Genomic DNA, 14,215 nt, shown 5'->3' on the forward strand with positions numbered 1-14,215 from the left:
GTCAGAGCCTACGGGTCGCCAGTGTCAGCCGGTCGCGGGCGTCGAACAGGGCGTCCTTGACCATCTGCTCGTGCGCGGGCGTCAGCCGGGCCACCGGCACCGAGCAGCTGATCGCGTCCCGCGCGGGCGTGCGGTAGGGGATCGCCACGCCGAAACAGCGCAGCCCGAGGGTGTTCTCCTCGCGGTCGACGGCGAAGCCCTGCTCACGGACCAGGTGCAGCTCCTCGATGAGCTTCTCCCGGTCGGTGATCGTGTGCTCGGTCAGCGCGGGCAGCGTCTCCGGGAGCATCTTGCGGACCTGCTCGTCGGGGTACGTGCTCAGCAGCGCCTTGCCCAGCGAGGTCGAGTGCGCGGGCAGCCGGCGTCCCACGCGCGTGAAGGGACGCAGGTAGTGCTGGGACTGCCGGGTGGCCAGATAGACCACGTTGGTCCCGTCCAGCCGCGCGAGGTGGATGGTCTCCGTGGTGTCGTCGGAGAGCCGGTCCAGCGTCGGCCGGGCGGCGGCCACCACCTCGTCGCCGTCGATGTACGACGTGCCCACGAGCAGCGCCCGCACCCCGATGCCGTACCGCGTGCCCGTCGCGTCGGTCTCCACCCAGCCCAGTTCCACCAGGGTGCGCAGCAACATGTAGAGGCTGGACTTGGGGTATCCGACGGCCTCCTGGACCGCGGCGAGGGAGTGCATACCGGGGCTTCCGGCGAAGTATTCGAGCAGTTCAACCGTCCGTACGGCGGACTTGACCTGCGCGCCGCCCCCCGTCTCGCCAGCCGACATCGCCCTTGACCCCTTCGTTCGGCGGGAAATACTCTCCAACAGCATATTCACCATCAGAGACGGCGTTCAGTATATCGAACGACTCCGTACCGGCTCTGGTGGGTGACCCAGATATACGTGGAGGGACCCGCGGTGGCAGCAGCACCAGTCTGGAGTGTCGACCCCCGAACCGGGAAGCAGCGTGAACAGGTTGCGGTGGAGGCCACGGCCCAGGAGGTCGACGCCACCGTCCGCGCCGCGCACGACGCACGGTCCGCGCTCGCCGACCGCACCGTCCGCGCCGCCTTCCTGCGCACCGCCGCCGACCGGCTGGAGGCGGCCAGGGAACAGCTCGTCGAGGCCGCCGACGCGGAGTCCGCGCTTGGCCCCGTCCGGCTCACCGGCGAGCTCGCCCGCACCTGCTACCAGCTGCGGGCCTTCGCCTCGATCGTCGACGAGGGCGCCTTCCTCGACGTCGTCATCAACCACCCCGACGACACCGCGACGCCGCCCGTCCCCGACCTGCGCCGCTACAAGGTGCCCCTCGGGGTCGTCGCCGTCTACTCGGCCTCCAACTTCCCCTTCGCCTTCTCCGTGGCGGGCGGCGACACCGCGAGCGCGCTCGGCGCGGGCTGCCCGGTCGTCGTCAAGGCCCACCCCGACCACCCGGCCCTGTCCGAGCTGGTCGCCAAGGTGCTGCGCACCGCCGCCGCCGAGCACGGCATCCCCGAGGGCGTCGTCGGGCTCGTCCACGGCTTCGAGGCGGGCGTCGAGCTGATCAGGCACCCGCTGGTCGCCGCCGCCGGCTTCACCGGCTCGATCCGCGGGGGCCGCGCCCTCTTCGACGCCGCCGCCGCGCGCCCCGTGCCGATCCCGTTCCACGGTGAACTGGGCTCCCTGAACCCGGTCGTGGTCACCGAGGCCGCCGCCTCCGAGCGCGGCGAGGCCATCGGCACCGGCCTCGCGGGCTCCATGACGCTCGGCGTCGGCCAGTTCTGCGTCAAGCCCGGCCTGGTCCTGGTCCCCTCCGGCGCCGCCGGTGACGGCCTGCTCAAGTCCCTCACCGACGCCGTCAGCAACGTCGACGCCGGGGTCCTCCTCGACCACCGCATGCGCGACAACTTCATCGCCGGGGTCGCCGAGCGCGCCGAACTCACCGACGTCGACTCGCCCGTCACCCCCGGCGCGGGCGGCGAGCACACGGTGAGCCCCGGCTTCCTGACCGTCCCCGCCGAGAAGCTCGCGGCCGAGGGCGCCTACGACCTGCTCCTGGAGGAGTGCTTCGGCCCGGTCACCGTCGTGGTCCGCTACGACGACGCCGGTCAGGCCAGTGCCGTGCTGTCGCGGCTGCCGGGCAACCTGACCGCGACGGTCCACCTCTCCGAGGAGGAGACCGCCGGCGCGGGGCGCGGCACCGAGCTGCTGGCCGAGCTGACGCCGCTCGCCGGCCGTGTGCTCGTCAACGGCTGGCCCACCGGTGTCGCCGTGGCGGCGGCCCAGCACCACGGCGGCCCGTACCCGGCCACGACGTCCACCTCGACCTCGGTGGGCGGGACCGCGATCGAGCGCTGGATGCGGCCGGTCGCCTACCAGACGGTGCCCGAGGCCCTGCTGCCCGTCGAACTGCGGGACGAGAACGCGCTCGGTCTGCCCCGGCGTTTCAACGGACGGCTGGAGCGCTGAACTCCGTACCAGGGGCGGCCGGTTCACCGCCGGCCGAACCTGGGACAATCGGCTGATGGACGTCGAACTCCCCGAACTCCCCTTCGCCCTGCGCACATACGGACCCGACGGGCACTGGTCCCATGACGGCGGTGTGCTCAGCGGCTGGGCCGGTCCCCGACAGGACCGGTTCGTGCCGCCGACCGCCGAGGCGCTCGACCCCGCCTCCGACGCGCCCCGGCTCCTCGGGGCGCCCGAGGGGGACTTCCAGCTGATCGCACGGGTCACCGTGGGCTTCGCCGCGGCCTTCGACGCCGGGGTGCTGTACGTCCATGTCGGCGACCGTGCCTGGGCGAAGCTCTGCCTCGAGTACTCCCCGGACGTGGCCACCGTGTGCACGGTGGTCACCCGGGGGCACTCCGACGACGCCAACTCCTTCACCGTGGACGGCAGTTCCGTCTGGCTCCGGGTGAGCCGCACCGGACGGGCCTTCGCCTTCCACGCCTCACGGGACGGCGAGCACTGGACGTTCGTCCGGCTGTTCACGCTCGGCGACGAGAAGGAGAGCGACGCCGCGCTCGTCGGCTTCATGACCCAGTCCCCGATGGGCGAGGGCTGCGTGGTGACCTACGACCACCTGAAGTTCCTGCCCGCCTGGCCGAAGGACCTCAGAGACGGAAGCTGAACCCCGGGGAACCGGGAGGGGGCCGGTGCCGTCCGCCGGAGGCCGGGGAGCACCATCTGGGGATGACCCCCGACCTGGGAATGAACCGGACTCCTTGAATGTTCACCGAGTAACCGGAGGGCGTCTCCGGACCGTCCGACCTGGAGAGCCGAGAACATGCGCGTCGAGATCTGGAGCGACATCGCCTGCCCGTGGTGCTACGTGGGCAAGGCCCGCTTCGAGAAGGCGCTCGCGGCCTTCCCGCACCGCGACGAGGTCGAGGTGGTCCACCGGTCCTTCGAGCTGGACCCCGGCCGCGCCAAGGACGACGCCGGACCGGTCATCCCGATGCTGGCGAAGAAGTACGGCATGAGCGAGGCCCAGGCCGAGGCCGCCGAGGACAACCTCGGCACCCAGGCCGCCGCCGAGGGGCTGCCCTACCGCACCCGCGGCCGGGACCACGGCAACACCTTCGACATGCACCGGCTGCTGCACCTCGCCAAGGAGCGCGGCCGGCAGGACGAGCTGGTCCAGGGCCTGTACGCGGCGAACTTCGCCGAGGAGCGCTCCGTCTTCACCGAGGGCGACGAGCGGCTCGTCGGGCTGGCCGTCGCGGCCGGACTCGACGCCGACGAGGCCCGCGCGGTCCTCGCCGACCCCACCGCCTACGCCGACGAGGTCCGCGCCGACGAGCGCGAGGCCGCCGAGCTCGGCGCGAACGGCGTCCCGTTCTTCGTCCTCGACCGCAAGTACGGCGTCTCCGGCGCCCAGCCCGCCGAGGTCTTCACCCAGGCCCTCACCCAGGCGTGGGGCGCCCGCTCGCCGCTCCGGCTCATCGACCAGGCGGACGCGGAGGCCTGCGGACCCGACGGGTGCGCGGTGCCGCAGCAGTCCTGATAACCGCTGATCAGGGCCCTTGTATAAGCGGTTCTTACCGGATCCACGCAGAAGTCGGCAATGGACCTTGAGGTCCGCCGGGCCCACAGTGGAGCCATGGAGACCTTCGAGAGCCTCGTCCGTTCCGAGTTCGCCCCGAAGAACACCTATCTGAACACCGCGAGCAGCGGCCTGCTCGCCGCCCGCACCGTCGCCGCCCTGCGCACCGCCGTGGCGGCGGCGGCCGAGGGGCGGCCGACCGACATGTTCGGCGACGTCGAGGCCGCCCGCGCCTCCTTCGCCCGGCTGCTGGGCGTGCCCGCGAGCCGCGTCGCGGCCGGCGCCTCGGTCGCCGTCTACAGCGGCCTGGTCGCCGCCTCCCTGCCCGAGGGCGCCGAAGTGCTCACCGCCGAGGGCGACTTCAGCTCCCTGGTCAACCCCTTCCACGTCCGCGCCGGCCTCAAGGTCCGCACCGTGCCGCTGGAACGGGTCGCCGAGAACGTCCGCCCGGGCACCGCGCTGGTCGCGGTCAGCGCCGCCCAGTCCGCCGACGGACGCGTCGCCGATCTGCCCGCGATCCGCGCGGCGGCCCGCACGCACGGAGCGCGCACCTTCGTCGACGCCTCCCAGTCCGCCGGCTGGCTCGACCTCGACGCGGACGGCCACGACTACGTCACCTGCGTCGGATTCAAGTGGCTCGGCTGCCCGCGCGGCGTGGCCTTCCTCGTCGTCCCGCAGGACCTCGGCGCGCTCACCCCGCTGTTCGCGGGCTGGGTGGCCGGGGAGCGCCCCTGGGACTCCTGCTACGGCCCCGTCGAGGAACTCGCCCGCTCCGCCCGCCGGTTCGACGAGAGCCCCGCCCTGTTCTCCTACGCGGGCGCCCGGCACGCCCTCGCCCTGCTGGAGGAGCTCGGCGTGGACAGGGTGCGCGCCCACGACCTCGCCCTCGCCGACCGGTTCCGCGCGGGCCTTGACACCCTCGGCCACCGGCCCGTCCCCGCGCCCGGCTCACCGATCGTCTCCGTCCCCCAACTCGGCTCACGACAGCCGCAGTTGAGCGAGGCAGGCATCGAGGTGTCCCACCGCGCGGGCAACCTGCGCGCCGCGTTCCACCTGTACAACACCGCCGACGACGTGGACCGCCTCCTGGACGCCCTGTCCTGACGTCGCTGTCTTCCCGAACCACTGGCGCGGGCCCCGCCGGAACGCTAGGAAGGGCACCGGGGGTGGTGGTGCCGTGGAGTCCACGGACGGGACGACGGCCGGGCGGCTGCCCGGCGACACGGAGCTGCACCGGCGGCTCGTGTACGGCGACGAGTCCGCGCTGGCCGACGCCTACGAGGCGTACGGCGCCCTGGTGCGCGCCGTCGCCGTGCGCGTCACCCGCAGCCCGGCCGCCGCCGAGGACGTCGCCCAGGAGGTCTTCGCCCAGCTGTGGAGCAGGCCCTACGCCTATGACGCCGGCCGCGGCACGCTGCGCACCTGGCTGTCCGTGCTCGCCCACCGGCGGGCCGTGGACTGGGTGCGCGGCGAGGCCCGGCACCGCAAGGACCCGGGCGCCGACGACACCGCCCTCCAGGCCATCCCCGACGCCGGACCCGGCCCCGACGAGACCGTCGTCGACCGGGAACGCTCCCTGCTCCTGCACACCGCCGTCGCCGGACTCCCCGAGCACCAGCGGGAGGTCGTCCACCTCGCCTACTTCGCCGGCCGCACCTACCGGCAGGCCGCCGTCGAACTCGGCATCCCCGAGGGCACCGCCAAGACCCGGCTGCGCACCGCGCTGCGCTCCTTGGCCGAGACTTTGGCCGACCCGCCCGACCCGGCGCTCGAAAGGGGCGCATGATGGCCCGTAGGGGAGGTGCTTGCGGTGAGCGCTGAACACGAGGGCGTGCGCGCCGAACACGAGGACGTGCGGGAGCTGCTGGCCGCCTGGGCCTTCGGGGCGCTGGAGCCCGCCGAACGCCGGACGGTGCCCGCCCACCTGGCCACCTGCGAGAGCTGCGCGAGCGAGGCCGAGCGGCTGCGCGCGACGGTACGGCTGCTCGACGGCCCCGCCGTGCCCGCGAACGGCACCCGCCGCCCCGCCGCGGACATCCTCGCCGGTGCCCTGCGCGCCCGGCCCGCCGCACCCCGGGTGGCCGCGCACGCCGCTCCGTACGCCGCCGCCGTCGCCGGACTGCGCGCGCTGCTGCCCGAGGCGGCGGGGCGGTGGGCGACCCCGGTCGTCCACGACTGGGACGTGCACGCCACCGTCGCCCATCTGCTCGCCGCCGACGAACACCTCGCGCGGCTGCTCGGCCTGGCCCCCCGGGTGCCGCCCTCGGCGATCCCCGACGGCACGGACTGGACGGACGCCTGGGACCGGCGCACCGCCGACGTCATCGCGCACGAGCACGCCCGCAGCCCCGACCGGACCGTCGCCGCCTGGTCCGCGCAGGCGGGCGAGATGCTGGCCGCACCCGAGGCCCACGACCCCGAACGCGCCGGGCGCGCCGTCCTGTTGATGGGGGTCCGGCTGCCGGTCGCCGACCACTACGTGGTGCGGGCCTTCGAGACGTGGGTCCACACCGACGACATCGGCCGCGCTCTCGGGCTCGCCGTCCCGCCGCCGCCCGAGCGGCACGTGGGGCAGCTCGTCCGGCTCGCCGTCCGCATCCTCGGCCTGGCCCTGGGGCCCGCCGCGCCCCCGGTCCTGCTCTCCGTCACCGGGTGCGAGGCCTGGGTGCTGGGCTCCGACGCCGAGCCCGTCCAGGCCGAACTCACCCTCGACCCCTACGACTTCTGCCTGCTCGTCGGCGGACGGCACACCCCGGACTCGGTGCCCCGCGGCACCACGGGCGACGCGACCGCGGCCCGGCATGTGCTGGACCGGGCCGCGGCGCTGGCGTGGCTGTGACCGCGCGGGTCACCTCACCGGGGTGAAGTCCCTCGCCCCGATGAACTCCGGGCGGCGCACCGGAGCGGCGAACGGCTCGACGGCCGTGTTCTCCACGCTGTTGAACACGATGAACACGTTGCTGCGCGGGAACGGCGTGATGTTGTCGCCCGAGCCGTGCATGCAGTTGCAGTCGAACCAGGTCGCCGAACCGGCCTTGCCCGTGAACAGCTTGATGCCGTACTCAGAGGCCATCGTCGTCAGGGCCTCGTCGGACGGGGTGCCCGCGTCCTGCATCTGGAGGGACTTCTTGTAGTTGTCCGTGGGCGTGGCGCCGGCGCAGCCCAGGAACGTACGGTGCGAGCCAGGCATGATCATGAGCCCGCCGTTGGTGTCGTGGTTCTCGGTCAGCGCGATCGAGACGGACACCGTCCGCATGTTCGGCAGCCCGTCCTCGGCGTGCCAGGTCTCGAAGTCCGAGTGCCAGTAGAAGCCGCTCGCCCCGAACCCGGGCTTGACGTTGATCCGCGACTGGTGGACGTACACGTCCGAGCCGAGGATCTGCCGGGCCCGTCCGACCACCCGCTCGTCGCGCACCAGCCTCGCGAACACCTCGCTGATCCGGTGCACCTCGAAGACCGAGCGGATCTCCTTGGACTGCGGCTCGACGATCGACCGCTCGTCCGCCCGGATCGCCGGATCGGCGACGAGCCGCTCCAGCTCCTGTGCGTAGACGCCCACTTCGTCGGGTGCGATCAGCTGGTCGACGGCGAGGAAGCCGTCGCGCTCGAACGCGTGCAGATCCCCGGCCGGGATCGGCCCCGGGGTGTCCGGGGTGCCCCAGACGACGGGATCCTGACGGGGGACGGACACCTCGGCGGCGCCGCGGCTCGGGTAGAGGTCAGTGAGGGTGGTCATGCGGGGTCACACCTCCTCGGGTTCGGTGAGCAGGGGGTAGACGCCGTTCTCGTCATGGTCCTCCCGTCCGGTGACCGGCGGGTTGAAGACACAGATGCAGCGGAAGTCCTCCTTGATCCGCATCGTGTGCCGCTCGTGCCCGTCGAGGAGGTACATGGTCCCGGGCGTGATGGTGTACTTCAGCCCGGTCTCGTCGTCGGTCAGCTCGGCCTCGCCCTCCACGCAGACGACGGCCTCGATGTGGTTGGCGTACCACATCGACGTCTCCGTACCCGCGTAGAGGATCGTCTCGTGCACCGAGAAGCCGACCTTCTCCTTGGCGAGGACGATGCGTTTGCTCTCCCACGTCCCGGACGCGGACCTCACGTGCCGGTCGGTGCCTTCGATCTCCTTGAACGAACGGACGATCACGGTGGAGCGATGCCTCCTATGTAGACGGCGGTTCGGACGGTTCGGACGGTTCGGTCCGAGGTCAGGTCAGGTCAGGCAGGTCGGACGGTCTCCCGGACGGCGCGGGCGAGGACGCTGAGCCCTTCGTCCAGTTCCTCCGGGGTGATGGTGAGCGCGGGCAGCAGCTTGACGACCTCGCTCTCGGGGCCCGACGTCTCGATGAGCAGCCCGAGTTCGAAGGCGCGCCGCGCGATCCGCCCGGCCCGCTCCTTGTCGTGGAACTCGATGCCCCACACCAGCCCGCGGCCCCGGTACTCCTTCACATCGGCGAGGTTCTCCTCCGTGATGGAGATGAGCCCCTGCTCGATCTGCTCGCCGCGCGCCAGGGTCTGCTTCTCCATCGCCGAGCCGTCGGCCCAGTACGTCTCCAGGGCCGCGGTCGCGGTGACGAAGGCGGGGTTGTTGCCGCGGAAGGTCCCGTTGTGCTCGCCGGGCTCCCAGATGTCCAGCTCCGGCGTGAACAGGCACAGCGACATCGGCAGTCCGTAGCCGCTGATCGACTTGGACACCGTGACGATGTCGGGCGTGATGCCGGACTCCTCGAAGGAGAAGAACGCACCCGTGCGCCCGCAACCCATCTGGATGTCGTCGACGATCAGCAGCATGTCCTGCCGCTCGCACAACTCCTTGAGCGCGCGCAGCCATTCGGGCCGGGCCACGTTGATGCCGCCCTCGCCCTGCACGGTCTCCACGATCACCGCGGCGGGTTTGTTCAGCCCCGACCCGTGGTCCTCCAGGAGCCGTTCGAACCACAGGAAGTCCGGGACCGTGCCCTCGAAGTAGTTGTCGAACGGCATCGGCGTGCCGTGCACCAGCGGGACCCCGGCCCCGGCGCGCTTGAACGCGTTGCCGGTGACGGCGAGCGAGCCGAGCGACATCCCGTGGAAGGCGTTGGTGAAGGACACGATGGCCTCGCGTCCCTTCACCTTCCGCGCGAGCTTCAGCGCCGACTCCACCGCGTTGGTCCCCGTCGGCCCGGGGAACATGACCTTGTACGGCAGATCGCGGGGCCGCAGCACGAGGTCCTGGAAGGTCTGGAGGAAGGCCCGCTTGGCGCTCGTGGACATGTCGAGCCCGTGCGTGACGCCGTCCCGCTCCAGGTAGTCGATCAACGCCCGTTTCAGCACGGGGTTGTTGTGCCCGTAGTTGAGCGATCCCGCGCCGGCGAAGAAGTCCAGGTACGCGTGGCCGTCCTCGTCGTACATCCGGCTGCCGCGCGCACGGTCGAAGACGGTGGGCCAGCCGCGGCAGTAGCTGCGGACCTCCGACTCCAGGGTCTCGAAGACGCTGAGGTCGGGCTGGGTGATGGTCACGACGAATCGCTCCTCGGTGCGTGGGGGTCTTCTGAGGTGTTCAGACGGAGAGGGGACCGATGCGGTACAGCACTTCGGGGTCGTGCGGTCCGTCGGGGAACAGACGGGTGTCGAAGAGCACCTCACGCCGCACGTCGGCGCCGTGGCGCTCCGCGAACGCCGCGAACAGCCGCTCGGAGGCGGTGTTGCCGGGAGCGATGGTCGTCTCGACGGCGGTGATCCGCTGCTCGGCGGCGGCCCGGTGGGCCACCGCGTCCAGCAGCGTGCCCGCCAGGCCGCGTCCGCGGTGCGCGTCGTCCACGGCCACCTGCCAGATCAGCAGGGTGCGCGGACGGTCCGGCCGGACGTAGCCGGTGACGAAGCCGACCGGCTCCCCGCTGCCGTCCCGCGCGACGGCCGACGTGGCGGAGAAATCACGACACCACAGCAGATAGCTGTAGGACGAGTTCAGGTCGAGGACCTTCGAATCCTTCGCTATCCGCCACAATGCGGCGCCGTCCGAGACCGAGGGACGGTCGATTTCCAGGTCGGTCGGCAGGTCGGCTTGCAGGTCTGCTGGTGCGGCAGTCATGGAAATTGAATTTACCGAGGGAAATTCGAAAGTGCACGGCCGGGAGGGGTTACATGACCCAGGCCGCCGTGTTATCACGCGGGCGCGGGCGGATGCGCGAATGGCGTGGGATATGTACTGATTCGACCACCATGAATAGGGCGAATCGACCTCGGTGTGGAACGCGTCACAGCCGCGTAACCGCCATGAGATCTGCCCGAATCACCCCTCGCGATGTTCGCTGAATCTTTGCGTTTAGGGCAGGCGAAAGCGGGCAGAAGAATACGGGAAGCTGCGCTGAATTAATTCAATTAATAAGACTGAGGGGAATTGCTGGAATTACTGTCCCCAGGCTTCTTCGGCCGCGCGCAGCGCACCCTCGACGTCCACGTCGCGCCCGTTCTCCGCCAGCGCGGCGCCCAGGGCCGCCAGGCACGCCCGGACGGCCCCCGGGGTGGCGTCGACCCCGTAGTGGTTGACCCGGATCATCTCCTTGGCCAGCGCGCCGCCTCCCGCGGCGAGCGGCAGCGCCGGGTCGGACTCCAGCGCCCGGGCGACCAGTCCGGCGGCGTCGGCCCCCGCCGGCGCCCGCAGGGTCGTCGCGACCGGGGCGGCGTCCCGCGCCTCGTGCACGTACGGCTCCAGCCCGCCCCCGAGGGCGACGGCCCCCGCCCGGGTCGCGGACGCCGCGGACGCGTGCCGCGCCATCACCGTGTCGAGCCCCACCGACTCGATCCGCTCCACGCAGGCTTCCAGGGCGAGCATCTCCAGCTGGGCCGGGGCGTGCAGCAGGGCGCGCCGCCCGCCGTCGATCCAGCGCTCCTTCCAGTCCAGGAGCGAGAGGTACGAGCGGCGCGGCGCCTGCGGGTTCGCCGCCATCCGCTCCCACGCCCGCGCGCTCACCGACACCGCCGAGACGCCCGCGGGGCCGCCCATGGCCTTCTGCGCCCCGATCACGCACAGGTCCACGCCCCACGCGTCCGGGAGCACCGGCTCCGCGCCGATGGAGGCGACGGCGTCGAGGTAGAAGAGGGCGCCGTGCGCACGCACGGCCTCGCCGATCTCCGCGACGGGGTTGGTGTTGCCGGTGGCCGCCTCCGCGTGGACGAGCGAGACGAAGTCGATCGCGGGGTGCTCGGCGAACGCCTCGCGGATCTGCTCGGCCGTCACCGCCGTGTGGAAGGGGACGGCGAGATCGATCACGGTCGCGCCGCAGTCCCGCAGCCAGTCCCCGAAGGTCTGCCCGTACGGTCCCGTGATGACGTTCAGCGCCGTGGTGCCCGGCCCGGCGGTGCCGCGGATCGCGCCCTCCAGCGGCAGCAGCGCCTCGCCCTGCGTGATCACGACGTCCTGCCCGGTCCGGAGCAGCCGCGCCACACGGTCCTCGATCGAGGCGAAATGCGCCGCGCCGAGCGGGGCCAGGTCAAGGAAGGGGTGGGTCACGGGGTGCTCGCTTCGTTCACCGGGGTAGAGGTGATCGAAGGGTATCCGCTCCCCGTCGATCACCTCGGCGGCGGGTGAGTGGTGACTTCTTAGGCCGGACGACCGCACGACCCTCGTTTTGATTTGAGCGCCTCAAAGATTTCCTTATAATCAGAACCCGAAGTTCCGGAACCCACAGTTCCCTGACAGGAGACCCCCAGATGACGACCCTCGGGCGCCGTACCCGCATCCTGGCCGCCACCACCGCGACGGCCGGGCTGCTGCTCGTGGCCGGCTGCTCCTCGGACGACGGCGGCAGCGGCAGCAAGACCGCCGCCGGCGGTGTCGAACTCGTCAAGGGGGGTCAGCTCACCACCTGCACCCACCTGCCGTACCCGCCGTTCCAGTCGGAGATCGACGGCAAGGTGCAGGGCTTCGACGTGGCGCTGATCGACCTCGTCGCCAAGAACCTGGGCGTGAAGCAGGAGATCCTCGACACCCCCTTCGAGAACTTCAAGACGGGTGCCTTCCTCAACTCCGGTGAGTGCGACGTCGCCGCGGCGGGCATGACGATCACCGACGAGCGCAAGAAGAACGTCGACTTCTCCGACCCCTACTTCGAGGCCACCCAGGCGCTCCTCGTCGACAAGGACAGCGGGATCACCTCCCTCGCCGACGCCAAGGCGAAGAACGCCAAGCTCGGCGCGCAGGCGCAGACCACCGGCGAGGACTACGCCAAGAGCCAGGGCCTGGACCCGGTCTCCTTCGAGTCCTCCGACGCCGTCCTCAACGGTCTGCGCACCGGCCAGGTCAAGGGCGTCATCATCGACTACCCGGTGGTGCAGGGCTGGCTGAAGGACTCCGCCAACTCCTCCGCCTTCGAGGTCGCCGAGCAGATCAACACCGGTGAGCAGTACGGGTTCTCGGTGAAGAAGGGCAACACGAAGCTCGTCGACGCGATCGACAAGGCGCTCACCGACGCCAAGGCCGACGGCACGTACAAGAAGCTGTACGAGAAGTGGATCGGCCCGTACGACGAGTCGGCCGCCTCCGCCTCCCCGTCCGCCTCATGACGGACACGGACGCACGGCTCCAGCCCCGCAGGAAGGGCCTGACACGGAGTCGCAGGCGCAGCCTGTCGCGCGGCGCGCAGTACGTGGTGTTCGTCGCCGCCGTCGTCGCCTTCGTGGCGGCGGCGGACTGGGGGCGGCTGAAGAACCAGTTCGCCCAGTGGGACATCGCCCGGCAGATGTTCCCGGACGTCATCACGCTGGCGCTGAAGAACACCGTGCTGTACACGCTGTCCGGGTTCGTCTTCGGGCTCGTGCTCGGCATGGTGATCGCGCTGATGCGGCTCTCGTCGGTCGGCCCGTACCGATGGTTCGCCGGGGTGTACATCGAGATCTTCCGCGGTCTGCCCGCCCTGCTGATCTTCATCTTCATCGGCGTGGCCGTCCCGCTCGCCTTCCCCGGCACCGAGATCCCCGGCGGCACCTACGGCAAGGTCGCCCTCGCGCTCGGCCTCGTCGCCGCCGCCTACATGGCGGAGACGATCCGCGCGGGCATCCAGGCGGTGCCCAAGGGGCAGATGGAGGCGGCCCGTTCACTGGGGTTCTCCCCGGCGCGCGCGATGGTGTCCATCATCATCCCGCAGGCGTTCCGCATCATCCTGCCGCCGCTGACCAACGAACTCGTCCTGCTCTTCAAGGACTCCTCGCTGGTGCTGTTCCTCGGCGTCACCCTGGAGGAGCGCGAACTGTCCAAGTACGGCCGGGACCTGGCGAGCCAGACCGCCAACTCGACGCCGATCCTCGTCGCGGGCCTGTGCTACCTGCTGGTGACGATCCCGCTCGGCTTCGTCGTCCGCCGCATGGAGGCCAAGGCCCAGGAGGCCGTGAAATGACCGACACCGGAACCGGTACCGGAACCGCCCCCGGCACCGCGGAGATCCAGGTCCGGGGCCTGCACAAGTCGTTCGGCGACAACGAGGTCCTCAAGGGCATCGACCTGGAGATCCGCCGCGGCGAGGTCGTCTGTGTCATCGGCCCCTCCGGCTCGGGCAAGTCGACGCTGCTGCGCTGTGTGAACCTCCTGGAGGAGCCCGGCCGGGGCCAGGTCGTCGTCGGCGGCACGGAACTCACCGACCCGGACGTCGACATCGACGCCGTACGCCGCCGCATCGGCATGGTCTTCCAGCAGTTCAACCTCTTCCCGCACCTCACCGTCACCGAGAACCTCACGCTGCCGCAGCGGCGGGTCCTCAAGCGGGGCAAGGCCGAGGCGGCGAAGGTGGCCGCGCAGAACCTGGAGCGCGTCGGACTGACCGAGAAGGCGGGCGCCTACCCGGCCTCGCTCTCCGGCGGCCAGCAGCAGCGCGTCGCCATCGCCCGCGCGCTGTCGATGGGCCCCGAGGTGATGCTGTTCGACGAGCCGACCTCCGCGCTCGATCCGGAACTGGTCGGCGACGTCCTCGCCGTCATGCGGATGCTCGCCGACGAGGGTATGACGATGATGGTCGTCACCCACGAGATGACCTTCGCCCGCGAGGTCGCCGACCGGGTCGTCTTCATGGACGGCGGAGTGATCGTGGAGGACGGGGTCCCGGCGGACGTCATCGGCAACCCCCGCCACGAACGCACCCGCCACTTCCTCTCCCGCCTCTTGGACCCGGCGATGGCCGACGTCGAGGAGGAACCCGCGCAGGGGAAGCACCCCGACGCCTGACCTA

15 protein-coding genes are annotated in these 14,215 nt (G+C 71.3%); 9 read left to right on the plus strand and 6 right to left on the minus strand.

Annotated features, from left to right (window positions below):
• Position 1: 1 nt before the first annotated feature.
• Positions 2 to 775: an IclR family transcriptional regulator gene (locus ACIPSE_RS19780; RefSeq protein WP_401664337.1), complete on the minus strand. Its 774-nt coding sequence runs from the start codon at positions 773 to 775 to the stop codon at positions 2 to 4.
• Between the two features lie 132 nt (positions 776 to 907).
• Between ACIPSE_RS19780 and ACIPSE_RS19785 the strand changes: the two genes are divergently transcribed.
• The 6 genes from ACIPSE_RS19785 to ACIPSE_RS19810 all read left to right on the plus strand — a co-directional run bounded on the left by ACIPSE_RS19785 (position 908) and on the right by ACIPSE_RS19810 (position 6,855).
• On the plus strand, positions 908 to 2,437 hold the full coding sequence (locus tag ACIPSE_RS19785) for an aldehyde dehydrogenase (NADP(+)) (protein WP_401664339.1): 1,530 nt from the start codon (positions 908 to 910) through the stop codon (positions 2,435 to 2,437).
• Between the two features lie 55 nt (positions 2,438 to 2,492).
• Positions 2,493 to 3,101: a DUF1349 domain-containing protein gene (locus ACIPSE_RS19790; RefSeq protein WP_401664341.1), complete on the plus strand. Its 609-nt coding sequence runs from the start codon at positions 2,493 to 2,495 to the stop codon at positions 3,099 to 3,101.
• A 156-nt stretch (positions 3,102 to 3,257) separates the two neighbouring features.
• The gene (locus tag ACIPSE_RS19795; protein WP_401664343.1) at positions 3,258 to 3,977 is read left to right on the plus strand and encodes a DsbA family oxidoreductase; all 720 of its coding nucleotides are present in this window, start codon (positions 3,258 to 3,260) and stop codon (positions 3,975 to 3,977) included.
• A 96-nt stretch (positions 3,978 to 4,073) separates the two neighbouring features.
• A complete protein-coding gene (locus tag ACIPSE_RS19800) occupies positions 4,074 to 5,120 on the plus strand; it encodes an aminotransferase class V-fold PLP-dependent enzyme (RefSeq protein ID WP_401664344.1) in 1,047 nt (348 codons plus the stop codon).
• Positions 5,121 to 5,193: 73 nt separating this feature from the next.
• Positions 5,194 to 5,802 carry an RNA polymerase sigma factor gene (locus ACIPSE_RS19805; protein WP_401664346.1) on the plus strand — a complete coding sequence of 203 codons (609 nt, stop codon included), beginning with the start codon at positions 5,194 to 5,196 and terminating at the stop codon, positions 5,800 to 5,802.
• Between the two features lie 24 nt (positions 5,803 to 5,826).
• Complete coding sequence (locus ACIPSE_RS19810) at positions 5,827 to 6,855, plus strand: maleylpyruvate isomerase family mycothiol-dependent enzyme (protein ID WP_401664347.1); 1,029 nt, start codon at positions 5,827 to 5,829, stop codon at positions 6,853 to 6,855.
• Positions 6,856 to 6,864: 9 nt separating this feature from the next.
• On the opposite strand, the gene thpD is transcribed toward ACIPSE_RS19810, so the two are convergent.
• From thpD to ACIPSE_RS19835, 5 genes are all read right to left on the minus strand, one after another.
• Positions 6,865 to 7,752 carry an ectoine hydroxylase gene (thpD, locus tag ACIPSE_RS19815; protein WP_401664349.1) on the minus strand — a complete coding sequence of 296 codons (888 nt, stop codon included), beginning with the start codon at positions 7,750 to 7,752 and terminating at the stop codon, positions 6,865 to 6,867.
• A gap of 6 nt (positions 7,753 to 7,758) precedes the next feature.
• On the minus strand, positions 7,759 to 8,163 hold the full coding sequence (locus ACIPSE_RS19820) for an ectoine synthase (protein ID WP_401664351.1): 405 nt from the start codon (positions 8,161 to 8,163) through the stop codon (positions 7,759 to 7,761).
• Between the two features lie 71 nt (positions 8,164 to 8,234).
• A complete protein-coding gene (gene ectB, locus ACIPSE_RS19825) occupies positions 8,235 to 9,515 on the minus strand; it encodes a diaminobutyrate--2-oxoglutarate transaminase (RefSeq protein ID WP_401664352.1) in 1,281 nt (426 codons plus the stop codon).
• Between the two features lie 40 nt (positions 9,516 to 9,555).
• Positions 9,556 to 10,086: a diaminobutyrate acetyltransferase gene (ectA, locus tag ACIPSE_RS19830; protein ID WP_401664353.1), complete on the minus strand. Its 531-nt coding sequence runs from the start codon at positions 10,084 to 10,086 to the stop codon at positions 9,556 to 9,558.
• A gap of 318 nt (positions 10,087 to 10,404) precedes the next feature.
• Positions 10,405 to 11,508 (minus strand): pyridoxal-phosphate-dependent aminotransferase family protein, encoded by a 1,104-nt coding sequence (locus ACIPSE_RS19835; protein WP_401664355.1) that lies wholly within the window; start codon positions 11,506 to 11,508, stop codon positions 10,405 to 10,407.
• A gap of 200 nt (positions 11,509 to 11,708) precedes the next feature.
• Here ACIPSE_RS19835 and ACIPSE_RS19840 point away from each other — a divergent pair, with 200 nt between their 5' ends.
• Genes ACIPSE_RS19840 through ACIPSE_RS19850 form a run of 3 tightly spaced genes read left to right on the plus strand, consistent with a single transcriptional unit; the run spans position 11,709 to position 14,211 of the window.
• Positions 11,709 to 12,560: an ABC transporter substrate-binding protein gene (locus tag ACIPSE_RS19840; protein WP_401664357.1), complete on the plus strand. Its 852-nt coding sequence runs from the start codon at positions 11,709 to 11,711 to the stop codon at positions 12,558 to 12,560.
• The gene (locus ACIPSE_RS19845; RefSeq protein WP_401664358.1) at positions 12,557 to 13,390 is read left to right on the plus strand and encodes an amino acid ABC transporter permease; all 834 of its coding nucleotides are present in this window, start codon (positions 12,557 to 12,559) and stop codon (positions 13,388 to 13,390) included. Before ACIPSE_RS19840 ends, ACIPSE_RS19845 begins: the two co-directional genes overlap by 4 nt.
• A complete protein-coding gene (locus ACIPSE_RS19850; RefSeq protein WP_401664359.1) occupies positions 13,387 to 14,211 on the plus strand; it encodes an amino acid ABC transporter ATP-binding protein in 825 nt (274 codons plus the stop codon). The genes ACIPSE_RS19845 and ACIPSE_RS19850 overlap by 4 nt, the downstream gene beginning before the upstream one ends.
• Positions 14,212 to 14,215 lie beyond the last annotated feature (4 nt).

The sequence above is a fragment of the Streptomyces sp. NPDC090106 genome (genome assembly GCF_044747265.1).
Lineage (GTDB): Bacteria > Actinomycetota > Actinomycetes > Streptomycetales > Streptomycetaceae > Streptomyces.

Excerpts from the sequence above, each read along its gene's own strand:
- ACIPSE_RS19790 (WP_401664341.1), top strand. The coding sequence starts at position 2,493 with ATGGACGTCGAACTCCCCGAACTCCCCTTCGCCCTGCGCACATACGGA.
- ACIPSE_RS19840 (WP_401664357.1), top strand. The coding sequence starts at position 11,709 with ATGACGACCCTCGGGCGCCGTACCCGCATCCTGGCCGCCACCACCGCG.
- ACIPSE_RS19800 (WP_401664344.1), top strand. The coding sequence starts at position 4,074 with ATGGAGACCTTCGAGAGCCTCGTCCGTTCCGAGTTCGCCCCGAAGAAC.
- ACIPSE_RS19795 (WP_401664343.1), top strand. The coding sequence starts at position 3,258 with ATGCGCGTCGAGATCTGGAGCGACATCGCCTGCCCGTGGTGCTACGTG.
- ACIPSE_RS19850 (WP_401664359.1), top strand. The coding sequence starts at position 13,387 with ATGACCGACACCGGAACCGGTACCGGAACCGCCCCCGGCACCGCGGAG.
- ectA (WP_401664353.1), bottom strand. The coding sequence starts at position 10,086 with ATGACTGCCGCACCAGCAGACCTGCAAGCCGACCTGCCGACCGACCTG.
- ACIPSE_RS19845 (WP_401664358.1), top strand. The coding sequence starts at position 12,557 with ATGACGGACACGGACGCACGGCTCCAGCCCCGCAGGAAGGGCCTGACA.
- ACIPSE_RS19780 (WP_401664337.1), bottom strand. The coding sequence starts at position 775 with ATGTCGGCTGGCGAGACGGGGGGCGGCGCGCAGGTCAAGTCCGCCGTA.
- thpD (WP_401664349.1), bottom strand. The coding sequence starts at position 7,752 with ATGACCACCCTCACTGACCTCTACCCGAGCCGCGGCGCCGCCGAGGTG.